Annotated in this window: 23 protein-coding genes; 7 read left to right on the plus strand and 16 right to left on the minus strand. The window is 45.2% G+C overall.

Features of this window, described 5'->3' with window-relative positions; genetic code table 11:
* The first annotated feature begins 4 nt into the window (after positions 1–4).
* Genes hisD through hisIE form a run of 7 tightly spaced genes read left to right on the plus strand, consistent with a single transcriptional unit; the run spans position 5 to position 6,139 of the window.
* Positions 5–1,309, plus strand: coding sequence for a histidinol dehydrogenase (gene hisD, locus OGX93_RS17935; protein ID WP_286449157.1), 1,305 nt, complete (start codon positions 5–7; stop codon positions 1,307–1,309).
* Positions 1,306–2,385: a histidinol-phosphate transaminase gene (gene hisC / locus OGX93_RS17940; RefSeq protein WP_286449158.1), complete on the plus strand. Its 1,080-nt coding sequence runs from the start codon at positions 1,306–1,308 to the stop codon at positions 2,383–2,385. The genes hisD and hisC overlap by 4 nt, the downstream gene beginning before the upstream one ends.
* The gene (gene hisB, locus OGX93_RS17945; protein WP_047462654.1) at positions 2,382–3,449 is read left to right on the plus strand and encodes a bifunctional histidinol-phosphatase/imidazoleglycerol-phosphate dehydratase HisB; all 1,068 of its coding nucleotides are present in this window, start codon (positions 2,382–2,384) and stop codon (positions 3,447–3,449) included. Before hisC ends, hisB begins: the two co-directional genes overlap by 4 nt.
* Positions 3,449–4,039 (plus strand): imidazole glycerol phosphate synthase subunit HisH, encoded by a 591-nt coding sequence (gene hisH, locus OGX93_RS17950; protein WP_199976108.1) that lies wholly within the window; start codon positions 3,449–3,451, stop codon positions 4,037–4,039. Before hisB ends, hisH begins: the two co-directional genes overlap by 1 nt.
* Positions 4,039–4,776 (plus strand): 1-(5-phosphoribosyl)-5-[(5-phosphoribosylamino)methylideneamino]imidazole-4-carboxamide isomerase, encoded by a 738-nt coding sequence (gene hisA / locus OGX93_RS17955; RefSeq protein WP_198447532.1) that lies wholly within the window; start codon positions 4,039–4,041, stop codon positions 4,774–4,776. Before hisH ends, hisA begins: the two co-directional genes overlap by 1 nt.
* Positions 4,758–5,534 carry an imidazole glycerol phosphate synthase subunit HisF gene (hisF, locus tag OGX93_RS17960; protein WP_012131735.1) on the plus strand — a complete coding sequence of 259 codons (777 nt, stop codon included), beginning with the start codon at positions 4,758–4,760 and terminating at the stop codon, positions 5,532–5,534. The genes hisA and hisF overlap by 19 nt, the downstream gene beginning before the upstream one ends.
* Positions 5,528–6,139 carry a bifunctional phosphoribosyl-AMP cyclohydrolase/phosphoribosyl-ATP diphosphatase HisIE gene (gene hisIE, locus OGX93_RS17965; RefSeq protein ID WP_047462646.1) on the plus strand — a complete coding sequence of 204 codons (612 nt, stop codon included), beginning with the start codon at positions 5,528–5,530 and terminating at the stop codon, positions 6,137–6,139. The genes hisF and hisIE overlap by 7 nt, the downstream gene beginning before the upstream one ends.
* 79 nt (positions 6,140–6,218) lie before the next feature.
* Here the strand turns inward: hisIE and wzzB are convergent, their stop codons facing one another.
* The 16 genes from wzzB to wcaM form a co-directional block, all read right to left on the minus strand.
* Positions 6,219–7,202: an LPS O-antigen chain length determinant protein WzzB gene (wzzB, locus tag OGX93_RS17970; RefSeq protein ID WP_104868479.1), complete on the minus strand. Its 984-nt coding sequence runs from the start codon at positions 7,200–7,202 to the stop codon at positions 6,219–6,221.
* Between the two features lie 146 nt (positions 7,203–7,348).
* On the minus strand, positions 7,349–8,515 hold the full coding sequence (gene ugd / locus OGX93_RS17975) for a UDP-glucose 6-dehydrogenase (protein WP_112001938.1): 1,167 nt from the start codon (positions 8,513–8,515) through the stop codon (positions 7,349–7,351).
* A gap of 236 nt (positions 8,516–8,751) precedes the next feature.
* Complete coding sequence (gnd, locus tag OGX93_RS17980) at positions 8,752–10,158, minus strand: NADP-dependent phosphogluconate dehydrogenase (protein WP_058669375.1); 1,407 nt, start codon at positions 10,156–10,158, stop codon at positions 8,752–8,754.
* 149 nt (positions 10,159–10,307) lie between these two features.
* The gene (locus OGX93_RS17985) at positions 10,308–11,744 is read right to left on the minus strand and encodes an undecaprenyl-phosphate galactose phosphotransferase (RefSeq protein WP_012131730.1); all 1,437 of its coding nucleotides are present in this window, start codon (positions 11,742–11,744) and stop codon (positions 10,308–10,310) included.
* Positions 11,745–11,758: 14 nt separating this feature from the next.
* Positions 11,759–12,904 (minus strand): UDP-galactopyranose mutase, encoded by a 1,146-nt coding sequence (gene glf / locus OGX93_RS17990; RefSeq protein ID WP_115181434.1) that lies wholly within the window; start codon positions 12,902–12,904, stop codon positions 11,759–11,761.
* Positions 12,901–13,665 carry a DUF4422 domain-containing protein gene (locus OGX93_RS17995; RefSeq protein ID WP_115181433.1) on the minus strand — a complete coding sequence of 255 codons (765 nt, stop codon included), beginning with the start codon at positions 13,663–13,665 and terminating at the stop codon, positions 12,901–12,903. Before OGX93_RS17995 ends, glf begins: the two co-directional genes overlap by 4 nt.
* 947 nt (positions 13,666–14,612) lie before the next feature.
* A complete protein-coding gene (locus OGX93_RS18000; protein WP_286449159.1) occupies positions 14,613–15,641 on the minus strand; it encodes a CDP-glycerol glycerophosphotransferase family protein in 1,029 nt (342 codons plus the stop codon).
* Positions 15,638–16,498 (minus strand): lipopolysaccharide biosynthesis protein, encoded by an 861-nt coding sequence (locus OGX93_RS18005; RefSeq protein WP_142757145.1) that lies wholly within the window; start codon positions 16,496–16,498, stop codon positions 15,638–15,640. Before OGX93_RS18005 ends, OGX93_RS18000 begins: the two co-directional genes overlap by 4 nt.
* 443 nt (positions 16,499–16,941) lie before the next feature.
* Positions 16,942–17,991 (minus strand): pseudaminic acid synthase, encoded by a 1,050-nt coding sequence (gene pseI, locus OGX93_RS18010; protein WP_115181430.1) that lies wholly within the window; start codon positions 17,989–17,991, stop codon positions 16,942–16,944.
* A complete protein-coding gene (locus OGX93_RS18015) occupies positions 17,991–18,632 on the minus strand; it encodes a formyl transferase (protein ID WP_115181429.1) in 642 nt (213 codons plus the stop codon). The genes pseI and OGX93_RS18015 overlap by 1 nt, the downstream gene beginning before the upstream one ends.
* Positions 18,620–19,735 (minus strand): UDP-2,4-diacetamido-2,4,6-trideoxy-beta-L-altropyranose hydrolase, encoded by a 1,116-nt coding sequence (gene pseG, locus OGX93_RS18020; protein ID WP_286449160.1) that lies wholly within the window; start codon positions 19,733–19,735, stop codon positions 18,620–18,622. Before pseG ends, OGX93_RS18015 begins: the two co-directional genes overlap by 13 nt.
* Positions 19,728–20,423: a pseudaminic acid cytidylyltransferase gene (gene pseF, locus OGX93_RS18025; protein WP_115181427.1), complete on the minus strand. Its 696-nt coding sequence runs from the start codon at positions 20,421–20,423 to the stop codon at positions 19,728–19,730. Before pseF ends, pseG begins: the two co-directional genes overlap by 8 nt.
* Positions 20,424–21,575 (minus strand): UDP-4-amino-4,6-dideoxy-N-acetyl-beta-L-altrosamine transaminase, encoded by a 1,152-nt coding sequence (pseC, locus tag OGX93_RS18030; protein ID WP_286449161.1) that lies wholly within the window; start codon positions 21,573–21,575, stop codon positions 20,424–20,426.
* Entirely contained in the window at positions 21,575–22,573 is a 999-nt protein-coding gene (pseB, locus tag OGX93_RS18035) for a UDP-N-acetylglucosamine 4,6-dehydratase (inverting) (protein ID WP_058669386.1), read from the minus strand. The genes pseC and pseB overlap by 1 nt, the downstream gene beginning before the upstream one ends.
* A 368-nt stretch (positions 22,574–22,941) precedes the next feature.
* A complete protein-coding gene (gene galF, locus OGX93_RS18040) occupies positions 22,942–23,835 on the minus strand; it encodes a UTP--glucose-1-phosphate uridylyltransferase GalF (protein ID WP_012131721.1) in 894 nt (297 codons plus the stop codon).
* A 165-nt stretch (positions 23,836–24,000) separates the two neighbouring features.
* A complete protein-coding gene (wcaM, locus tag OGX93_RS18045) occupies positions 24,001–25,404 on the minus strand; it encodes a colanic acid biosynthesis protein WcaM (protein ID WP_214318766.1) in 1,404 nt (467 codons plus the stop codon).
* Positions 25,405–25,412: the final 8 nt, after the last annotated feature.

Genomic DNA, 25,412 nt, shown 5'->3' on the forward strand with positions numbered 1-25,412 from the left:
GGCCATGAGCTTTAATACAATCATCGACTGGAATAGCTGCAATACTGAACAGCAGCGTGAATTGCTGATGCGTCCGGCTATTTCCGCCTCCGACAGCATTACCCGTACCGTCGCAGAGATCCTGGATAATGTGAAATCACGCGGTGATGACGCCCTGCGCGAATACAGCGCGAAGTTTGATAAAACGAACGTCGCAGCGCTGAAAGTGTCCGCCGAAGAGATTGCCGCGGCCAGCGCGCGTCTGAGCGACAATCTCAAACAGGCGATGGCGGTAGCGGTAAAAAACATCGAAACCTTCCACAATGCGCAAAAACTACCGGCGGTAGATGTTGAAACGCAGCCCGGCGTTCGCTGTCAGCAGGTGACGCGCCCTGTCGCATCTGTCGGCCTGTATATCCCGGGCGGCTCTGCCCCGCTCTTCTCCACCGTATTAATGCTCGCCACGCCCGCGCGTATTGCCGGATGCAAAAAAGTGGTGTTGTGCTCGCCACCGCCTATCGCGGATGAAATCCTTTACGCTGCGCAGCTGTGCGGCGTGCAGGAAATCTTCAACGTCGGCGGTGCCCAGGCCATTGCCGCTCTGGCGTTCGGCAGCGAATCCGTGCCAAAAGTGGACAAAATTTTTGGCCCCGGCAACGCGTTTGTCACCGAGGCGAAACGCCAGGTCAGCCAGCGTCTCGACGGCGCGGCAATTGATATGCCTGCCGGCCCTTCTGAAGTGCTGGTGATCGCCGACAGCGGCGCCACGCCGGATTTCGTGGCGTCTGACCTGCTCTCTCAGGCGGAACACGGCCCGGATTCTCAGGTCATCCTGCTGACCCCGGATGCCGGTATTGCACAGAACGTCGCGGAGGCCGTCGAACGCCAGTTAGCGGAGTTACCGCGTGCGGAAACGGCGCGTCAGGCATTAAGCGCCAGCCGTCTGATCGTGACGAAAGATTTAGCCCAGTGCGTCGCCATCTCGAACCAGTATGGGCCGGAACACCTGATCATTCAGACCCGTAAGGCACGCGATCTGGTGGAGGATATTACCAGCGCGGGTTCCGTTTTTCTCGGTGACTGGTCACCGGAATCCGCAGGCGACTACGCTTCCGGCACTAATCATGTGCTGCCGACCTATGGTTATACCGCCACCTGCTCCAGCCTCGGTCTGGCGGATTTCCAGAAACGCATGACCGTTCAGGAATTGTCGCAGGCGGGTTTCTCCGCACTGGCATCCACCATTGAAACGCTGGCTGCGGCAGAACGGCTGACCGCCCACAAAAATGCTGTCACCCTGCGCGTTAACGCCCTTAAGGAGCAAGCATGAGCACTGAAAATACCCGCAGCGTCACCGACTTAGCCCGGGAAAACGTTCGCAACCTGACGCCGTACCAGTCCGCTCGCCGTCTGGGCGGTAATGGCGATGTCTGGCTGAATGCCAATGAGTTCCCGACGGCAGTGGAGTTTCAGCTGACTCAGCAAACGCTCAACCGCTACCCGGAATGCCAGCCAAAAGCGGTTATTGAAAATTATGCGCAGTACGCCGGAGTGAACCCCGGGCAGGTGCTGGTCAGCCGTGGCGCAGACGAAGGTATTGAACTGCTGATTCGCGCATTCTGCGAACCGGGGAAAGATGCGATTCTCTACTGCCCGCCAACGTACGGCATGTACTGCGTCAGCGCGGAAACTATTGGCGTTGAATGCCGGACGGTTCCGACGCAGGAAAACTGGCAGCTGGATCTGCGGGGCATCGCCGATAAACTCGACGGCGTTAAAGTGGTGTTTGTATGCAGCCCCAACAACCCGACCGGGCAGCTTATCAATCCACAGGATTTACGTACTCTGCTGGAAATGACGCGCGGCAACGCCATTGTGGTGGCGGATGAAGCCTATATTGAATTCTGCCCACAGGCAACGCTGGCTGGCTGGCTCTCTGAATACCCGCATCTGGTAGTGCTGCGCACGCTCTCCAAAGCCTTTGCGCTCGCCGGTCTGCGCTGCGGATTTACGCTGGCGAACGAAGAAGTCATCAACCTGCTGCTGAAAGTCATCGCCCCCTACCCGCTCTCTACGCCGGTCGCCGATATTGCCGCTCAGGCGTTGACGCAGCAAGGCGTCAACGCGATGCGCGAACGGGTGGCGCAGATTCTGCTGGAACGTCAGTATCTGGTTAATGCGCTGAAAGAGATTGCCTGCGTAGAACAGGTGTTCGATTCAGAAACCAACTACATTCTGGCACGTTTTACCGCGTCAAGTAGCGTGTTTAAATCTCTGTGGGATCAGGGCATTATCTTACGTGATCAGAATAAACAACCTTCTTTAAGCGGCTGTCTGCGTATCACTGTTGGAACCCGCGAAGAAAGCCAGCGCGTCATTGACGCCTTACGTGCGGAGCAAGTATGAGCCAGAAGTATCTTTTTATTGACCGTGATGGAACCCTGATTGCCGAACCGCCGAGTGATTTTCAGGTGGATCGTTTTGACAAACTCGCCTTTGAACCGGACGTGGTGCCGGTTCTGCTGAAGCTGCAAAAAGCCGGCTTTAAGCTGGTGATGATCACCAACCAGGACGGGCTGGGAACGCAGAGCTTCCCGCAGGCAGACTTCGACGGCCCGCACGACCTGATGATGCAGGTTTTCACCTCCCAGGGCGTACTGTTTGATGAAGTGCTGATCTGCCCGCACCTGCCAGCAGATGAGTGCGACTGCCGTAAGCCGAAGGTAAAGCTGGTTGAACGTTATCTGGCTGAACAGGCGATGGATAGCGCCAACAGCTACGTGATTGGCGATCGCGCTACCGACATCCAGTTGGCCGAAAACATGGGTATTAACGGGTTACGTTATAACCGTGAAACCCTGAACTGGACGATGATTGGCGAACAGCTGACAAAACGCGACCGCTATGCCCACGTTGAGCGTAATACCAAAGAAACGCAGATTGACGTCAAGGTGTGGCTGGATCGCGAAGGCGGCAGCAAGATCAATACCGGCGTGGGCTTCTTTGACCATATGCTCGATCAGATCGCCACGCATGGCGGTTTCCGTATGGAGATCGCGGTCAAGGGCGACCTCTATATTGACGATCACCACACGGTAGAAGATACCGGTCTGGCGCTGGGCGAAGCGCTAAAACTGGCGTTGGGCGATAAGCGCGGCATCAACCGCTTCGGTTTTGTGCTGCCGATGGACGAATGCCTGGCGCGTTGCGCACTGGATATCTCCGGGCGCCCGCACCTGGAATATAAAGCCGAGTTTACCTATCAGCGCGTGGGCGATCTGAGCACCGAGATGGTTGAACACTTCTTCCGCTCGCTCTCCTACACCATGGGCGTGACGCTGCACCTGAAGACCAAAGGTAAAAACGATCACCACCGTGTAGAAAGCCTGTTTAAAGCGTTTGGCCGCACGTTGCGCCAGGCCATTCGGGTAGAAGGCGACACGCTGCCTTCTTCTAAAGGAGTGCTGTGATGAACGTCGTCATCCTTGATACCGGCTGCGCCAACCTGAACTCGGTGAAATCCGCCGTGGCGCGCCACGGTTATGATCCGCTGGTCAGCCGCGACCCGGAGGTCGTCTTAAAAGCTGACAAACTCTTCCTGCCCGGCGTGGGAACCGCCCAGGCGGCGATGGATCAGTTGCGCGAGCGTGAGCTTGTCGAATTGATTAAGGCTTGTACTCAGCCCGTTCTGGGAATTTGTTTAGGCATGCAGATTCTCGGGCGCCACAGTGAAGAGACAAACGGCGTCGACCTTCTGGGCATTATTGACCAGGACGTCCCGAAGATGACCGATTTTGGCCTGCCGCTCCCGCATATGGGCTGGAACCGCGTTTACCCGCAGGCGGGTAATCGTCTTTTCCAGGGCATTGAAGATGGCGCCTGGTTCTACTTTGTTCACAGCTACGCTATGCCCGTAAATCCGTGGACCATTGCTCAATGCAACTACGGCGAACCCTTCACTGCGGCAGTGCAAAAAGACAATTTCTTCGGCGTGCAGTTCCACCCGGAACGCTCCGGCGCCGCTGGCGCGCAGTTGCTGAAAAACTTCCTGGAGATGTGATGATTATTCCGGCATTAGATTTGATCGATGGCACCGTAGTGCGTCTCCATCAGGGCGACTACGCCCGGCAGCGTGATTACGGTAACGATCCCCTTCCCCGCCTGCGGGATTATGCCGCCCAGGGCGCCGAAGTACTGCATCTGGTCGATTTGACCGGGGCGAAAGATCCGGCCAGACGGCAGATCCCGCTGATTAAAACGCTGGTCGCAGGCGTGAATGTGCCCGTGCAGGTTGGCGGCGGCGTGCGTACTGAAGACGATGTTGCGGCGCTGCTGGACGCAGGCGTTGCCCGCGTGGTGGTCGGCTCCACGGCGGTCAAATCTCCCGAGGTGGTCAAAGGCTGGTTTGAGCGCTTTGGCGCTGACGCGCTGGTGCTGGCGCTGGATGTGCGTATTGATGATCGGGGCAACAAACAGGTTGCCGTCAGCGGCTGGCAGGAGAACTCCGGCGTTTCGCTGGAAGAGCTGGTCGAGACTTATCTGTCAGTTGGCCTGAAGCATGTACTGTGCACCGATATCTCCCGTGACGGCACGCTGGCGGGTTCCAACGTCTCATTATATGACGAAGTGTGCGCGAAATATCCGCAGGTCGCCTTTCAGTCTTCCGGCGGAATTGGCGAGATTGAAGACGTGGCCGCTCTGCGCGGCACGGGCGTTCGCGGCGTGATTGTCGGCCGCGCCCTACTGGAAGGAAAATTCACCGTTAAGGAGGCCATCCAATGCTGGCAAAACGTATAATCCCTTGCCTGGACGTACGCGATGGTCAGGTGGTAAAAGGCGTACAGTTCCGCAATCATGAAATCATCGGCGATATCGTCCCGCTGGCAAAACGCTATGCCGATGAAGGCGCAGACGAGCTGGTATTCTATGATATTACCGCTTCCAGCGACGGGCGCGTGGTTGATAAGAGTTGGGTGTCGCGCGTCGCGGAAGTGATCGACATTCCATTCTGTGTCGCGGGTGGCATCAGGTCTATTGATGACGCCGCTAAAATCCTCTCTTTCGGCGCTGATAAAATTTCCATCAACTCCCCTGCGCTGGCCGACCCAACGCTGATCACCCGTCTTGCTGACCGCTTTGGCGTACAGTGCATCGTCGTGGGCATTGATACCTGGTTTGATGCCGAAACCGGCAAGTATCACGTCAACCAGTATACCGGCGATGAAAGCCGTACCCGCGTGACGCAGTGGGAAACTCTCGACTGGGTGCAGGAAGTGCAAAAACGCGGGGCCGGTGAAATCGTGCTTAACATGATGAATCAGGACGGCGTGCGTAACGGTTACGATCTGGAGCAACTGAAAAAAGTCCGTGATGTCTGTCATGTACCGCTGATTGCCTCCGGCGGCGCGGGCACGATGGAGCACTTCCTTGAAGCCTTCCGCGATACCGATGTCGACGGGGCGCTTGCTGCCTCCGTCTTCCACAAACAGATTATTAATATTGGTGAATTAAAAGCGTACCTGGAAGCACAGGGCGTGGAGATCAGGATATGTTAACAGAGCAACAGCGCCGCGAACTCGACTGGGAAAAAACCGACGGATTGATGCCGGTTGTCGTGCAACATGCGGTATCCGGTGAAGTGTTGATGCTGGGTTACATGACCCCTGAAGCGCTGGATAAAACAATCGAAAGCGGCAACGTCACTTTCTTCTCACGAACCAAGCAGCGTTTGTGGACCAAAGGCGAAACATCCGGCCACTTCCTGAAGGTAGTCCGCATTGCGCCGGATTGTGATAACGACACACTGCTGGTGCTGGCCAATCCAATTGGACCAACCTGCCACAAAGGCACCAGCAGCTGCTTTGGGGATGCCAGCCATCAGTGGTTATTCCTGTATCAACTTGAGCAACTGTTAGCCGAGCGTAAAACTGCCGATCCGGCAAGCTCTTACACGGCGAAACTTTACGCCAGCGGCACCAAGCGTATCGCGCAGAAAGTGGGTGAAGAAGGTGTCGAGACCGCGCTGGCCGCAACGGTACATGACCGTTTTGAGCTGACCAATGAAGCCTCCGACCTGATGTACCACCTGCTGGTGCTGCTACAGGACCAGGACCTTGATTTAACGACCGTCATTGAGAATTTACGTAAGCGTCATCAATAGCTTCTGATGCGAAAAAACCGGGCAATGCCCGGTTTTTTGTAGGTCGGATAAGCGTAGTGCCATCCAGGATAACAATAAATTACTGCGCTTTCGGCTTATAGTTACGTAACGCATTACGTCCCAGCACCACACCCGCACCAATCATCCCGCCCAGCAATACCGCCAGAACCAGTGTAATTGCCTTTTTCGGACTGTCACGACGAATCGGTAGCGTCGGCTTCATGACGTAACGGTAGGCGTGAATGGATGCGGTTTCGATTTTCAGATTTCCGATATCCAGCAGATTTTGCTTGGTCTGATAGTAGGCCCCAGAGAAAACCAGCGGACGCGTAGCCTCGTGTTCGATCATTGATTTCAGCGCATCACTACCAAGAAGGAACATACTGTCCTGGGTGACATCCTGAGTTTGCTGAATTTGTGGCTTTATCACATTCGCCTGTTCCGCATAACGCAATGCTTCCTGAATTTGCTTGATACGCAAATCTTTTTGCTCCTGCGCGACCACTTCCTGCGTTTTTAACGAGTCCTCAAGCGTAGTTGTCTGCAACTTGATGTTATCTTTTAGATCCGCGTCCAGTTCTTTCGCAACGCTCTCATCTACCTGCTGGATATACTCTGCCAGCTGGCGTTGCGCCCCTTCCGCAGACTCTCCGACGTAAGAGACGGCCAGCGGCAATGATTGACCCTTAACAGAAGGGGTAATAGTTAATTCTTCAGGTTCTTCCTGATTATCCAGAGCTGCTGACAATGCGGAAAAGGCGGAGCTAAAGCGACCGATAAAGCCAGTCTGGATATCCGCAACTTTCGGAGCGTTATCGCCATACAAAACGCTCATCGCATTATTATAAGTGGCAATCTGCCCCACATCCGGCTGGGTGATGATGGCGGTAGAGGTCCATTTCTCTTTCGCTACCAGGATGTAACCAACAGCCAATAGAATTGCGACAATGACACACACAAAGATTGTCATTTTTCCGCGCCACAATTGCATCACTAAATCAATCAAATCAATCTGTTCCGGGTCATTACTGCGCCCGGTAGCATTGTTATTGTTCACTGTCATCAGTACCCTAACTAAGAAAATGCTTAAGCTGGAGACAGTGTAGTCATAAACATCGTTAATGCTATAGGATTATTGATAAAATTTACGGATTATTTCAAATACTTTGATAGCCAATCAGGGGCTATTGTAGCCCCAATAACAGAAGGTTAATCACTGCCAAAGAGATCGCGTGTATAAACTTTGTCCTGAACATCCAGCAGTTCAGACGCCATGCGATTGGAGATAATCACGTCGGACTGCTGTTTAAACGTATTCAAATCACGTTCAAGGCGGGAATTAAAGAACGACGTTTCCTTCATAACCGGTTCGTAAATAATAACTTCCACACCTTTAGCTTTGATACGCTTCATAATCCCCTGAATTGAAGACGCGCGGAAATTATCAGAACCACTCTTCATAATCAGACGATAGATGCCCACCACTTTGGGTTTTCTGGACAAGATGGCATCTGCAATAAAATCTTTACGCGTCCGGTTCGCATCCACGATCGCGGAGATAATATTGTTTGGCACTGACTGATAATTCGCCAGAAGTTGCTTCGTATCTTTCGGCAGACAATAACCGCCGTAACCGAATGAAGGATTGTTGTAATGATTGCCAATACGAGGATCCAGACACACACCTTCAATAATTTGTCGGGTATTCAGTCCTAAACTTTCCGCATAGCTATCAAGTTCATTAAAGTAAGCAACGCGCATCGCAAGGTAAGTATTAGCAAAAAGCTTAATCGCCTCTGCTTCCGTCGAATCGGTAAACAGAGTTGGAATATCCTGTTTTATGGCGCCTTCCTGTAGCAAAGCAGCGAATCGCTCCGCACGCTCAGAGCGTTCACCAATCACAATCCGCGAAGGATGCAAATTATCATAAAGCGCTTTACCTTCGCGCAGGAACTCGGGGGAGAAAATGATATTCTGCGTATTAAATTTTTTACTCATCGTTGCGGTGAAGCCAACCGGCACCGTTGACTTGATCACCATCACTGCCGATGGGTTAATCTCTGTCACATCCTGAATAACTGATTCTACACTTGATGTGTTGAAATAATTTGTTTTTGGATCATAGTCGGTTGGTGTTGCAATAATGACATAATCAGCATTTTGGTAGGCGGATACCTTGTCTAAGGTTGCTTCAAAATTAATATTCCCGGACGCTAAAAATTGCTGTATTTCTTTATCAACAATCGGAGATATCCGATCATTTAGCATTTCCACACGTTCGGGAATAATGTCTAACGCGGTAACCTGGTGATGCTGTGCGATAAGCAAACCGTTTGACAGACCAACGTACCCGGTTCCAGAAATGGTGATTTTCATTTCACGCTCTCAGAATTAACTTAATTATGCATCATGATGTTTATACATCCTGATAAGATATAAAAGTTTTAACGCCTGAATGAATATTGTGTCAATGAAGGCTAAAACAATTCAGATTTTCTTTATCAGGTTAAACATTAATTATTAAGTTAATATTAAGAAGTAAAAATAAATCAATCAGATTAGGGACAAAAAAAAGCCCGGTGAATCACCGGGCTTTTGATGCGAATCAGAAATTATTCCAGCCATTCGGTATGGAAAACGCCTTCTTTATCAGTACGCTTATACGTATGCGCCCCAAAGTAGTCACGCTGCGCCTGGATCAGGTTCGCAGGAAGAACGGCTGCGCGATAGCTGTCGTAGTAGGCAACAGCGGCAGAGAACGTCGGAACCGGGATACCATTCTGCACGGCATACGCAACCACATCGCGCAGCGCTTGCTGATAGTCGTCCGCGATTTTCTTGAAGTACGGTGCCAGCAGCAGGTTAGCGATACCCGCATTTTCTGCATATGCGTCGGTGATTTTCTGCAAGAACTGTGCACGAATAATGCAGCCGGCACGGAAGATCTTCGCAATTTCGCCGTAGTTCAGATCCCAGTTGTATTCGTCAGAAGCGGCACGCAGCTGGGAGAACCCTTGTGCGTAAGAGACGATCTTGCCGAGGTAGAGCGCGCGACGAACTTTCTCGATAAATTCCGCTTTGTCACCCGCAAGCTGCGCTTTAGGTCCCGACAACACTTTAGACGCTGCGACACGCTGCTCTTTCAGAGAAGAGATATAACGTGCAAAAACGGATTCCGTGATCAGCGACAGCGGCTCGCCCAGATCCAGAGAACTCTGGCTGGTCCATTTGCCGGTGCCTTTGTTTGCCGCTTCATCCAGAATCACATCAACCAGATATTTACCCTCTTCATCCTTTTTGGTGAAGATGTCTTTGGTGATATCGATCAGGTAGCTGTTCAGCTCGCCTTTGTTCCACTCAGTGAAAGTCTCTGCCAGCTCTTCGTTAGACAGATTCAGACCACCTTTCAGCAAAGAATAGGCTTCTGCGATTAGCTGCATGTCGCCGTATTCGATACCGTTGTGAACCATTTTCACATAGTGACCGGCACCATCGGCACCAATATAGGTCACGCAAGGTTCACCATCCTCTGCAACTGCGGCAATTTTAGTCAAAATCGGCGCAACCAGTTCGTAGGCTTCTTTCTGACCGCCAGGCATGATAGATGGGCCTTTCAGCGCCCCTTCTTCACCACCGGAAACACCGGTACCAATGAAGTTAAAGCCTTCAGCAGAAAGTTCGCGATTACGACGGATAGTGTCCTGGAAGAACGTGTTACCACCATCAATGATGATGTCGCCTTTATCCAGATACGGCTTCAGGGAATCGATAGCAGCATCAGTGCCCGCCCCTGCTTTCACCATTAACAGGATACGACGAGGCGTTTCAAGGGATTCAACAAACTCTTTTACCGTGTAGTAAGGCACCAGTTTTTTGCCTGGGTTTTCGGCAATCACTTCTTCGGTCTTTTCACGGGAGCGGTTGAAAACGGAGACGGTATAACCACGGCTCTCGATGTTGAGCGCCAGGTTGCGCCCCATCACTGCCATACCGACGACGCCGATCTGTTGCTTGGACATTACATACTCCTGTCAGGTGTGGATACCCCGCCGTAAAATGGCGGCGAGTAAAGTGAAGAACATGTTAACTCAGGTTAGAGGCCAGAAGGTAGCAATAGATGTCCTCTTCAGAATGAACTTAATGCACATAAAATGCAGTTTCTGCTACATCAATATGCACCATCTCTATGGAGGACTACCTTCACAGTTTTGAAAAGAATAGCGATGTCATTCCACAGCGACCAGTTCTTGACATACCAGGAGTCAAAGTAGACTCGGGTATCGTAATCCACATCGTTACGTCCACTTACCTGCCACAACCCTGTCATTCCCGGTTTCGCCATTAGATAGTAATCAACATTCTCATCATAGCGTGGTAACTCTTCAGAGATAATCGGACGCGGGCCAACCAGACTCATTTGACCTTTCAGCACATTAAATAACTGAGGCAATTCATCAAGACTGGTTTTACGAATAAATCGACCGACAGGAGTGATTCGCGGATCGTTTTTCAACTTAAAGTCACGCTCCCATTCTTCCCGTGCGGCAGGATCGGAATCAAGGAGCTTTTGTAAAACCTCCTGCGAATTCATCACCATTGAGCGAAACTTATAGCAAGGGAAAAGCTTACCGTGACGTCCTACTCGCATATGACCGTAGATTGCCGGACCACCATCACGGGTAACTTTGTACCAAAGATAAATGAGCAGTGGCGAAGAAATTAAGATAATCAGTGATGAACAGACAATATCGAAAGTCCGTTTAAGGAAACGAGATGTCCGTTTTGCCAGATTATTATGAATACGCAGCAACATGACTTCATGACTAAAGATGAAAGACATATCGGTATTATAAAGTGGTAACCCGCGCAGGGACGGAATAACCGTGACAGAACGGCAGTCCTTCTTCGATAGTTCGCGCAACCAGTTAATGGTCTTATCGCTGTTTTCCATTTCAAAAGCTACAATGAAATGAATATCGCCTGTTTTCTTCATTTCCCAAAGAATATTGGGGTCCTGAAGAACCGGCAGTCCCTGTAGCGTTGCCTCTGTACACTCTTCGTCATAAAATGCGACAACATCAAAGCCAAGCATTTCCTCACTTTGCAGTGCATAATAAGCTTCCACTGCATTACTTCCGCTACCCATAATGACAGTCTTTTTCTTCCAAATCCCAAGACGATTAAGAAGTTGTTTGGTCATTGCTCGGAAAAGCGGCAGCAGAATTAATGCAAACGTCCAACAAAAGACCCATACATACCGAGAAAATTGCCATTTAGAAAAAGCGACCAGCGCCAGATCAAAAACAGCAAAGATCACAATAGTGCGGATAATCTCCTTCAATTCAAACCAAAAGGGTTTGCGATAGGAATAATGTCGCAACCGAACCCAGAACCATCCCACACATATCAAGCTCAGGATGACATGAGAAATTATACGCATCTCCAGTTGAGCATCGGGGATAAAACGATAAAGATCGTTAAAAATCCAGTATACACAACCAATAGAGAGGGCCAGTGATAAGTTAAAAAATATAAAATCCGATGCTGCGAGAAAAACCTTGCATAGCAATGGATTATATTTATTCAAAAAATTATCCGTATCCATGACAACACCTGACGTTAGCGAGGATTTATATTAAATACAGGCATTGGCTCCTGACTCTTTTGACATTCAAGGAATTTATTTGCAACATCAATAGCTTCACGAATAGTGACATCCATATCCAGATAGCGGTAGGTACCAAGACGCCCGACAAAAGTGGTATTGCTTAATTCCATCGCTTTATCCAGGTAGCGATTGAGCAGTTCTTTTTCCTTAACCATACGGATCGGATAATACGGAATATCATCTTCGGTGCAGAAGCGACTAAATTCACGATAACATGTTGTTTTTTCGTGTGACTCCCAGGGTGAGAAATGCTTATGCTCAGTGATTCGGGTATAAGGTACATTTTCTTCGCAGTAGTTGATAACAGCCGTTCCCTGGTAGTCACCTTCTGCTGAGAATTTTTCGAAATCCAGCGTGCGATAACCCAGACGCCCCTCACTAAAGTTAAAGTAACCATCCAGCGCGCCTGACCAAAATACATGCTGGTAGGCCCCACTCTCGGTAGCTGAAAACTCAGTATCTGTTCTTATTTCAATCAGTTCGTGATCAAGAATTTTTCCAACCATATCGGTATAGCCATCTCTGGGCATCCCCTGATACTGGTGGTTAAAATAATTGTCATTATAGTTAAAACGAAGCGGCAAGCGTTTCAAAATACTGGCTGGTAACTCCGTCGGCTCACAACCCCATTGTTTACGCGTATAGCCTTTAAAGAATGCTTCATACAGTTCCCGACCAATCATGCTGATGGCCTGTTCTTCAAAGTTTTTCGGTTCGACAATAGATTTGTCAGCTTTAGATTCGATGAAAGCACGGGCTTCATCCGGACGCATTGTTTTATTGAAAAACTGATTAATCGTATGCAGGTTTACTGGTAGTAAGTAAACATTGCCTTTGTAAATGGCCTTCACACGGTTGGTGTAAGGCATAAACTGTGAATACTGATTAACGAAATCCCAAACTTCTTTATCATCTGTATGAAAAATATGGGGACCATAAACGTGCAACATGACGTTGGTCTGCGGATCACGTTCTGAATGACAGTTACCAGCAATATGAGAACGTTTGTCAAAAACAACAGACTCAATCCCTTCCTCTGCTAATAATCTCGCAATAACCGCACCAGAAATACCTGCGCCCACTATAGCAACTTTCATTTTTTACCCCAGAAATGTCGTTTTAATAATCCAATGCCTTTCAGTAAAATATTTTCGCCATCAATATTCACTACTGGCATATATTTAATGCGCAAGTTTTCGCGATGATGATGAAGCCAGACATTGAAAAGACGCTCTGCCATAAAACCAAAAACACGCTTTTGGTAAGCATCGTAATTTTGGTAGTCAATTTTTTGCTCAAGCGCAAAAAGTACCGGGAAAAGCCATTCAAAGTATTCATCGATCAATGACTTTTTACAAACAAACATATTATACAAACTAATTTTTGTCCCACCCATAATAGAGTCAAAATCAGACAAATATTCCGGGTGCTGTAACGCAATCTCATCACGAAGCTGAGTGTAGTCAGACTCATGGTGGGCATGAATGTAATGGTTTTTAATCGATGTGATGTAATAATTTCTCGGTCTGGCAATCAGGATATCAGCTTCTTTCAGCAACGCCATCATCTCTTCTGGTGATGCGATGCGCTTTCCCTTAACCTTCAAATCACTTTTAGAAGATGCGAAATAGCGGCGGTAGTGCGCCAAGCCCACAACGTCTTCCTGAGAATTCTTCCAGATCCAGTAGGCTGCTGTCAGTTCACAAAATGAAGAGTTTAAATTTGATATATTATTTCCCGAAGAGTCCAGTACAAAACTCTCAGCAATAAATTCATCCGCAAAACCAACCTTAATAGGCATGAATTTTTCATTAATTGGAAAATCAAAGCGTTTATGTGACACTATAAATATTTTCATTTCTTAACTACCATCCAACACTAATATTTATTTTTTAATTTTTGAGTATAAGTAGTAGGCAATGTAATTAACAGAGCAACCACGAATAGAGAGTAAGCCATATTATGATAAAATGCACTTATATAAATAGATAAAAGAGAAAATGATAATAGATTCCTTTATTCGTATCTGTAAAGACAAATTAAGAAAACAATTGCACCGATAGCATAGCACCAAAGTCATAAAATAATTTAACAAAATCATTATGAGGCATGATATCATATCCATAGATATCAATTAACATATTGCGAGCTGACTCCGCACCATGACCAAAAATATACTGAGTTAAAGATGAATTATTTGAAGCATCAAAAATATGTTCTTGAATAAGAGTCCTTGCTTCATAAGATTTATCATCGTCTCCCTCATATCCACCTAAAAAAATAGTCGTATGCTTAGTAATTAATGCGTATGCAATATAAGATAACGAGAAAAAATTATTATACCAAATGATATAACTTTCTTTAGCTTCATCGCTATTTTAGAAAAACAATAAAGAGATATGATCCCCAATAATACAACTAAAGCTAGTCGCGTTTCCGAATAGAAAATAAAGAAGGACAAAATAATAATACAACACACTTTAGTAAAATTATTCTTTATAAACTCAAACGCAAATACTACACCGCAAATATATGATGAATGGAAAATAGGGTCTAACATTATCCACCCCATTAAATTGCCATATCCATATAATAAATGTAATAAAAACCCCCAAACCTGCCATTCTAAACTTGTTAAAATAACAACACAAATAAATCAATATCAAAAAATCAACAAAAGCAAAATACAGTACCTCAAAAAAATGTCCAAAATTGGTATCTACTACAGGAATTGCATAGTAAAAAGGATAAGTAAAAATTAATGTTAAAATTAAACCTCTGAGTCAAAGAATATATATTTCCACTTTATTCCGAATTAATATAGAATATATTTTCTACATTCTTTAACGGTTTACTTTTTCCATAAAAACCTCTAATTTCGCTTCCTATTTCAGCCACATTGTAAAATGGGGTAATATTCAAATCAGAATAGACTTTTTTGTATAACTCATCTAAATCCGATGTAGAATAAAATATTATATTTACATCAAAAAATCTTGCTTCAAATGCCATCGTTGAAAATGGTGTAATTAATATATCATTCGGGTAGAGTGTTCGGATAAACTCATAGCTACTTATATTGTTTATTGAAAAACCATATTTTTCATAGTCTGTATAATCTCTTGGATGTTTTCTAATAATCAATTCTACTCCGTTTTGCTTTAAATGCTCGTGTAATTCGGTAGCAAAGACTATCTGACTTTCAGCTGCCGCCTTACAAGAATGAGACATAAAAGCCTGAGTCACAAAATAGACATGGCCTCCGCTAATAGCATCACTACCACTTAAGGTTTTTTGTTTTTTTATCTTTTCAAGCCAAGGCGGAGGAATAAGCTCAATGTTCTCTTGCTTTGCGCTTCTTGCAAGAAGAAACTTTATGTTTAAGGCTGATATAGTGAATATTTTATCGCATTGAAAATTATTAATAGTCAGAGGAAAATGGTATTTTTTTAACATAAGATACAAATGATCAGAAAACCCTTTGTAATTTTTCGAGTCAGCAAAAAGGCCTCGCAAATAAGAATAGTGTTTAATTCTGAAGGCTGAAAATATATTTACCAGCCTATGTTTTAACATAGGATAACCAGAGAAAACAATATCTGGTCTATATTTCACGATTGAGTAAATCAAAAAAGCTAATTGTTTTAATTTATTGATAAACCTGAACTTACCGAGTTGATATTGAACTAATTTATACTTAGTTGCTTCATCGCTATCATTTAAGAGACCTACAGGGCAACAGATTATTATAGTAGAATAATCTTTATATATATTTTCAAGTTCTAATATCTCATAAATTTCTTCTTTAACTTCACTATCAATAAGATATTTCAAAGCAAAACCCTTTTGACGTATTTAACAAAATATGCCTTCATGAAAAATAACAACAATGTAGAAAACAATACACCACATGCTACACCAGTACTTTGGAAAAAGTAACCTAGAATATATTGCATCCCTACACCAAAAACAAATGACACCAGTGTTGAATAAAGTATAATCCTATCTTTCTTTCTGGCATAAAGCTCATAGTGATAGATTAGCCCAAAGGAATATATAAATGTGGATGAAATTAGAATATAAAATATAACAATAGAGTTCATAAAGTCTTTTTTATCCAAAAAGTAACACATCACAGGCATAAAAGCAGACAATAATATTAAAACTCCACCACCTATTTTAAATACACTAACTTTAAATTGCGCAAGGATAGAATTATATTTCTCATTATCTTTGGAGTTGAATGCGTTAACTAACTTAGGATAAAAAATCATAATAACAGCAGCATCAACAAATGCAATCAACGCATTTGCCATATTACTAAAGAATGAATATATAGCCAGATCTTGAGTGGATGACATAAACTTTAAAAAATATCTATCACTAACAAAAATGGCTCTAAGCATAAGAGTCGCAAGAAGTAGAGGAATTGCTATTTTAACACCCTGCCATATCCAAGGAATATTAATTCTCCAAAAAGAAGTTCCACGCCATTTTGTGTATTTTAATTCGGTTAATGAATAAGCAATAGCGACAACATTAGCACTAGCCCAAAAAATCAAAAGATTATTTAATGATACACAACTATCATTATATGAATATGCAATATATAAATAAATCCAAGAGGCTGTTCTTAAAAATAGTTGAAAATTAGCCTTTAGCGCATGACCATTAATAACAATCAACCTCATGAACTCTTGGGAAAGATGTTCAGATATAAGAACAAAAGAAAACAGAAAAAGCAAGTCGGAACTAATAATATTATACTGAAAAAAAACGATTAGTAATGGGATACTGAGTACATACATTACAATATAAAAGAAGAATTGATTAAAAATCATACCGGAACTTTTATAATAAGTATTACTAATAATTTCCCGGGATGAGTAAGAATAGAAATCAAATCCTAAAATATAAAGAAAATATGAAACCGTTATTGATATTAATGAATATCCAGCGAGAACTTCAAACGAGCTATACTTTGCTAAATATGTAATAAGAATAAATTTGCTTGCTAACGTTGCCCCTCGTAATGACAGCATCAAAAGTGATTTTTTTGTTATATTCATCATTGATATATAATAGTAAAATTAAATTATAGCCCCACCAAATTATTAGCGGCGAGGCTTGATGTTTATTCTATGACATCAAAGCTAAGAGGAGTTCCATACTTCAAATCTACTCGAGCATGTTTGCCAAGAATATCATCATAATACTTCGGCGCCATGCCATACCCCGGTCTAATACTCTTAACATTTTCACTAGTCAATTTTTCGCCTTTCTTCACATCTTTTACGACATAAAGAGAGCGACGGAATTTGAGATTGCCTTTTTCACTTTCTTTGCGCTCATAGTTCACCCGACCTAATGCCATCCAGGCCGTCTTCGCATCGCGACACAACGCTACAAGATCTTTAGGTTCCAGGGAGAAGCTATCATCCGGGCCACCGCCATTGCGGTCGAGGGTGATATGTTTTTCAATAATATTGGCACCAAGAACAACTGAGGCAACCGCAGTGGTGTTATCAATTGTATGGTCTGACAAACCAGTGATTACATTAAACCGTTTTGCCATATCGGGTATGGTTGCAAGGTTGTAATCTTCGGCAGGAGCCGGATAACCACTGACACAATGCAGAACAACCAGTTCTTTACACCCGGCACCGTACGCAGCGTCTATAGCTTCCTGGATTTCGTGTTCATCCGCCATACCCGTTGACATAATCATCGGTTTTCCTTTACTTGCCACATAGCGGATTAAAGGTAAGTCAACGAGTTCAAATGAGGCTATCTTGTAAGCTGGGGCATCCAGTTCTTCCAGAAGATCAACAGCAGTGAAGTCGAAAGGAGAACTAAACATCGTGATACCAACTTCTTTAGCCTTCTCAAAAAGCTTCTGGTGCCACTCCCATGGAGTATGTGCCCATTCATAAAGCTGATATAAAGATTTTCCTTTCCACAGGCCATCTTTAATCTGAAAATCTTCTTTATTGCAATCAATTGTTATTGTATCTGGTCGATAAGTTTGAATTTTGATCGCATCAGCGCCACTTTCTTTAGCTATCTCGATCAACCGGAAAGCAGTATTAATATCGCCATTATGATTTGCTGACAACTCCGCAATGATATATGGAGGGAAGTCAGCACCAATTTTACGCCCGGCAATTTCAATAAACTTATTCATTAGTTAACCTTTTTAATTGTGATATTGTATCGTTGACCATTAATGATGAAATAAGCAGGAAACCGATTAGGGTCACATACTCTAAGCAAATTAAATTGTTCTCTTATTGTTTTATCAGTATCCAACTCGCTGTTTTCAGGCGTCCGTTTTTCGTAATAATCCGGGTTTCCAGTTTGAGAGGTCGGCGTCGCTGTTTTATAATTTTGACAGAACCAATTAATCAATTCGATTTCCGCACCAAATAATTTTTCATTAATTTCATCAAATAACTCAGTGCCATCTAGAGGTATATGAATTTTTCTCCAAATGTCTCCCGTATCTATACCTGATTCAGCATTTAGCAAAGATAAAACTATACGGTCTTTCCCGGTTAAGATATCCCATACATGCGGGCTCCATCCTCGTCCTTGTGGCAAATCACTAGCATGAAGAACTAACGTATATTCGAATCGCTCCCTAATCTCTTTTTTGATAAATTCAGAACAAGATATAAGGAATAGAACACCGTTTGCATTTTTAATATCTGCAACACTGGTGACTAATTCAATATTATAATTATCTTTATTTCTCTCTTGCCACGTACTGAGGTAAACATATACCGGGTGTTCGATATCACTACACAATAACGTTACATTAAGCATAATTTCTCGTTCACTGTAGAATAAATTCTGTGCAACCCTGTGCCATCACAGACTTGAGAAGAAGCCTCAGACAATTTTTTTAAAATTGTGACATCACTTATAAGATGATCAATCAAATTCTTAAGCCTTAATATATCGTCTTCGTTTTCCAGGAGTCCAAAGTTGATTGCAGCGCCAGCTTGACTTAAGTTCTTAGCGATAGTTTCCTGGTTCTTGGCAATTACCAAATTTATTGTAGGTAATCCTAATGCACACCTCTCCCACGAGGTCGTACCAGCAGCGCCAATGCATAGATCAGCGTCAGTCATTTCCTCTGACATTTTATCAGAATTAATAACTAATCTAATTTTATTAAGTGATTTTGAGATGGCGTCTTCTAAACTATATAAGTTAGGATTCCCAGAGCCAACAATAAGTGTAATCTTGCCGCTATAATGACTTTTTTCAAGTGCTGAAAGTGTCATTAGGCTTTTGTTGTTTTTGTCAACACCACCCAACGTAACCAAAATATTGTTTACATGTTGGATATCTTTTCGCCGTGTTAATGACTTTGGTCTCCATTGAGAAAATTCATCCCTTAACAGGGAAAATTGAGGTCCCAATAGTAACTGACAATCACTATTTACTAATGCAAGATAATCCCCTTTCTGGCGACCGATAGTCTGGTCAATCAACCAGTTACAGTGATGCGAACGATCACAAAGGTCATCAATTACCAGCAAAGGTGCCAATGAATTCAGTTCAGTTTCCCATGGTTTCCCAAGCGCATAATGATCGACAACAATTAAGCTAAGTTCATTATTACTTTCGCAACCATATTTCACCAATATCTCTCTGGAGAGGGAGGCATCATCACTTTCAGTTCCATTAAGCCAGGCTGAATGAAAATATCTGTTTTCTCGCTCTGACGTAGTGGGGATCCTGATGTAATCAGCACCTGATGTTTTTATCTCGGCTTCAAGCACTGGTGTCAGACTTCGGGAAATGAAGAGAACCTGAAAACCTTCCCTCATAAATTTTTGAGCCAAAGATAAGCACCTTTTGATATGGCCTATCCCTGTATCGACACTTCCATCAGCACGAAACGCTATATATTTAGCCATCAATTTTAGCTTTAAGTAATTGGAAAAGATTTTCAGCAATCACCCAGTCCTCAGGAGTGTCAATATCCTGTACCCGCTCACGGGGGAGGATTTCTAACAAGCTCTTTGACGTGAAGAAACCTTTTCGATTCATAAATGCCTCAGGTTTGCCCCAGTAAAACTGCCCGGCATCATGGTAAGCAGGTTCAAGATCCTGAGAGCGTGTCTTTTCATTTTCAGGATGGAACATCTGTACCTTTCCATCTGGCTTTAAATAAACAGCTCGCTGGATCGGGAATGGGAAAGATGTTGCAGAGAAAACATAATCGCAATCGCTTTGCTGCAGCTTTTCATATGCTTTTTCCAAATCCTGGCCTTGAAGAAAGGGGGCGGTCGCATAGATGCAGCAGACAAAATCAATACATACACTTTGGGATAACTCATCCAAGGCATGATGAATGACATCAACTGTTGTAGCAAAATCATCAGAAATATGAGCAGGCCGCATAAACGGCACTTCCGCACCATATTTACGCGCGACCTCAGCAATTTCTTCATCATCTGTTGATACAATGATTCGGTCAAAGACGCCGCTCTGCTGAGCGGCTTCAATGGACCAGGCAATCATTGGTTTCCCACAAAATTCTTTAATATTTTTACGTGGTATACGCTTGCTACCGCCACGTGCAGGAATGATTGCCACATTCATTTAAAAGAACTCCCGAATACATTTGATAACGTAATTCTGCTCTTCATCAGAAAGTGTCGAGTACATCGGAATGCTGATTTCGCGCGAGTAATAGTTCTCAGCAATCGGGTAATCGCCTGCTTTATGTCCGAGTTGTTCATAATATGGCTGAGTATGAACAGGGATATAATGGACGTTAACGCCAATTCCTTTATCACGCAGGTAGTCAAAAAGCGGTTTACGCTGTGCTGGATCGTTAACCGTCAGAGGATAAAGATGTAGAGCACTGTAGCCACTTGGTGATTGAAGAGGAGTGGAAACAGGTACTCCCTCAAACGCCGCGTCATAACGTCTTGCCAATTCATGCCGACGGGCAACAAAATCCTCAATACGTTTTAACTGGCTCACACCCAAAGCCGCCTGCAATTCGGTCATACGATAATTCAAACCGAGATCAACCTGCTGATAGTACCAACCTCCTTCCGTGGCTTTCGTCATTTTATCACCATCGCGGGTAATGCCATGACTACGAAAAAGCTGTAATTTTTCAGCCAGGGAATCACAGTTGGTGAGCGCCATGCCACCTTCTGCTGTCGTTATAATTTTTACCGGATGAAAGCTCAGTATCGTAATATCGGCAAAACGAGAATTACCAATTTTAACACCCTGATAACTACCACCAATTGCATGTGATGCATCTTCAATAATGGCAAAACCATACTCTTTAGACAGTTGATGAATTTCTTCCATCTCACATGATTGACCCGCGAAAGCAACAGGAACAACAACTTTTGGTAATACGCCGTTAGCCTTAGCAGTAACCAATTTAGCTTTTAGCGCGCTCACACTCATATTGTAGGTTTGCGGATCGATATCGACAAAACTAACATTGGCTCCACAATACAAAGCACAATTAGCCGAAGCGACAAACGTATTCGGAGACGTCCATAACCAGTCACCTTTCTTCAGGCCCAACGCCAGGCAAGCAACATGTAACGCAGAGGTCGCACTGTTCACAGCAACGGCATGTTTAACACCGACATAATCTGCAATTGCTTGCTCAAACTGTGGTACACATGGTCCTTGGGTCAAAAAATCTGACTTCAATACGTCCACAACTGCATTGATATCTTCATCAGAGATATCCTGTCGTCCATAAGGGATAAATTTCATCAGATATTGCCTACTTTTTCGCGGTTTTCATCAATCCATTGACGAAGCTCCTCAATACTCATCCATTCCGTATTGCTGTCGCTCTCGTACACGAACCCTTCCGGCACTCTCTTACCGTCTTTGATACGTTCAGGAGAGTCACACCAGTTGTGAATAGCAGGCAGGATTTTGAAATGTTCTGGGTATTCATAGGTATAATGTGCATCTTCCGCACTGATCATCTGCTCATGCAGTTTTTCACCAGGGCGAATACCAATGACTTTCTGAGTTGCATCCGGGGCAACAGCGGTAGCAACATCGGTAACTTTCATTGATGGGATTTTTTTCACGTAAATCTCACCGCCAACCATATCGTTGAAAGCATGCCATACCAGTTCAACACCCTGTTCCAGGGTAATCATAAAGCGGGTCATACGATCATCAGTAATAGGCAGTTCACCTTTATCTTTAATGGAAAGGAAGAAAGGGATGACTGAACCACGAGAACCCATTACATTACCGTAACGGACAACGGCAAAACGCGTTTTGGTTGCACCAGAGTAGGAATTACCCGCAACAAACAGTTTGTCAGAGGCCAGTTTGGTTGCACCGTAAAGATTAGCCGGGCTACTCGCTTTATCTGTTGAGAGTGCAACAACACGTTCAATGCCTTTATCAATACATGCATCAATAACGTTCATCGCACCGTTAATATTTGTTTTTACACACTCGAATGGGTTGTATTCTGCTGTCGGTACAATCTTAGTTGCTGCTGCATGGACGACGAAATCAACACCATCTAATGCACGGTATAAACGATCTTTATCGCGAACATCGCCAATGAAGAAACGAATACGGCTTTCATCTTTAAAATGCTTCGCCATTTCCCACTGTTTCATTTCGTCACGAGAATAAATGATAATCTTTTTCGGATTATATTTTTCCAATGTCATTCGAACAAATTTATTACCAAAAGACCCCGTACCACCAGTTACCAGAATAGTTTTATTATCAAACATGTTTATTCACCGAAAAATATACTATTTAGATTGTTACAATAATGGCCTATTGTAACGCAAATCTCTAACTATGTTTTACGCACGCTACCGCCCCTGGCTCAACAGCTACCAGTGTACTGCATGCATTCCAGAAATGTTACGAGCCTGCCGATCCTGGCAAAGCGCTCTAAAACTCAAACGCTAATTGTCTTACCAAACAAGGTCAGAAACAAGGAAAAATGCCACAAAACCATAACGAAAATTTGGTGGCTAACACATTGTTATTAAGGATATTTATATGAAACAAAAACGGCAGAAACATCCAAAGACACCTGGATGTTTCTGCCGTCATTATTTTTATAACATCCGCCTCTGGCGATCGGCTTAGCTTACTCGTTAAGCAACGCCTCAATTCCCTTCCGAAACTTCGCCCCTTCCTTCAGGTTGCGCAGCCCGTACTTAACGAACGCTTGCATATAGCCCATTTTCTTACCGCAGTCGTAGCTATCGCCTGTCATCAGCATGGCGTCAACAGACTGTTTTTTCGCCAGTTCTGCAATCGCATCCGTCAACTGGATGCGGCCCCAGGCGCCGGGTTCTGTTCTTTCCAGTTCTGCCCAGATATCTGCCGACAACACATAGCGACCTACCGCCATCAGATCTGAGTCCAGCGTCTGCGGTTGATCCGGCTTTTCAATAAACTCAACAATACGGCTGACTTTCCCCTCATTATCCAGAGGTTCTTTGGTCTGGATAACGGAATACTCTGAAAGGTCGCCTTTCATGCGTTTTGCCAGCACCTGGCTGCGCCCCGTTTCGTTGAAACGCGCTACCATTGCCGCAAGATTATAGCGAAGCGGATCGGCCGTCGCGTCATCAATGATGATATCAGGCAGCACCACCACAAACGGGTTGTCGCCAATCACAGGACGTGCGCATAAAATGGAATGCCCCAGACCCAGCGGTTGAGCCTGGCGAACGTTCATAATCGTCACGCCTGGTGGGCAAATGGACTGCACTTCCGCCAGCAACTGACGTTTCACGCGTTGCTCCAGAAGTGACTCTAATTCGTAGGAGGTGTCGAAGTGGTTCTCTACCGCATTTTTGGAGGCGTGAGTAACCAGAACGATTTCTTTGATCCCAGCAGCAACAATTTCGTCAACAATGTACTGTACCATCGGTTTGTCAACAATCGGCAGCATCTCTTTGGGGATTGCCTTGGTGGCAGGCAACATGTGCATACCCAGACCAGCTACCGGAATAACTGCTTTCAAATTAATCATTATTTCATCCACCTATAAAATGGTTGCTGAATTATAGCTCTTTAGCATGTTTTAGCCAGCATGAATTACATTATGGCGTTGGATGTGATGGTACGCCGCTTATCCGCAGATTGCAGTAGCCATAATCTTAAGTATGAGTAACTTTCGCCAGGAATGGTCGCAAAACTACCTCCCCCGCTCCGGCAACCTGAAATTGACCGCTTCCACATTCACCACCTTGTGGTTAATCCTGTCGATATCGACCGAGCTCTGCCCCTTCTCATTGACTGCATGAACGTTCGCCAGCGACAGCAAAGTGTCCTGTTTCGCCATAAACTTGCCGCGTATATCTTTACGCAGATCAAAGTGCATCTTCAGCGCGGGCCCTGTCGCAGACTCCTGCATTACCTTGATATTACGCAGGAAAAGATGCTGCGGCTGGTTGTGTAGTTCAAGCGTAGCGCGCTTCATATCCAGATTGGTGATCGCCACAAAGGAGGTCGCATTCCCTGAAGAGATCTGAATGCCGCGCAGTTTATAGGCCAGGCGAGTGTTATCAAGATGAATATCATTTAATTTGAAGTTTTGCGGAATGGATAAATATTTGCCTTTGACGACGCCATAGCCAATAAGCATCCCCGCACAATTCACCATATCGATATTATCAATCACGAAATTATCACACCCATAAATTGCTACCGTCGCATTATCAATGCCCGCTTTCTTACTGAAATCAGGCGTGATATTCCGCGCTTTTACATTACGAATGATAAAGTGTTTTCCGTTCTCCACATGAACCAGTTGTCGGCAATCCGATCCGGTAATATTGGCCACGACAAAGTTCTTTACGGTTTGCTCTTCCGGGTAGGCATTATCGTAGGTGCTGCCCGCCAGCCCGATGCCAATCCCCCAATTGATTTTCCCGTTGGTGCAGTCGATGCGTTCTATAACATGATCAGAGATCAGAATATTACGATCGTTAATCGCCACGTTCCATTCGATGGCATCCCCTTGCAGATCGCTGAATCGGCCGTTGGTGATGCGCGCGCCGTCCACCTGGTTGTGGAATCCCTGGCGCAGAATGGCGTAATTTGCATGGCTGACCGTAATATCATCAATGGTGAGATTACGCATCACTCGCGGCTTTTTGCCGCCAATGTAGATCTGGGTAACGGGGCCGAACCCGCTCATGGCAATCCCCCTGATGGTGCAATCTGAACCGCGCACATCCAGGGTGATGTTGTGCAGGCTACCGCCCTGCTCCCCTGTTACCTGGCAGCCATCCTGCAACACAAACCGACCGCGACCATTGCCGCTTAAGCGCCCGCGCACATGCAGCGTTTTTCCTGCCGGGATAAAGATGCCGGTATTGACGTTCTCGCAGACTAGCCCCGCAGGAACAACAACCGTCTGCGCTTCGCTAAACGCCTGTTTAAACGAGGCTATCCAGTCTCGGGGGTTATAATCCTGAATATTGGCGGTTTGCCGGGGTTCAAGCGCGCGGGCAAAGGGGGAATGGAGGACAGGAAGTACGGCAAGCGCAGAGCCTGCCGTCAGGAAGGTGCGACGGGAGAGTTTATTCTCTGGCATACAACCTC

This window comes from Citrobacter sp. CK195 (assembly GCF_030333365.1).
Classification (GTDB): Bacteria; Pseudomonadota; Gammaproteobacteria; order Enterobacterales; family Enterobacteriaceae; genus Citrobacter_B; species Citrobacter_B koseri.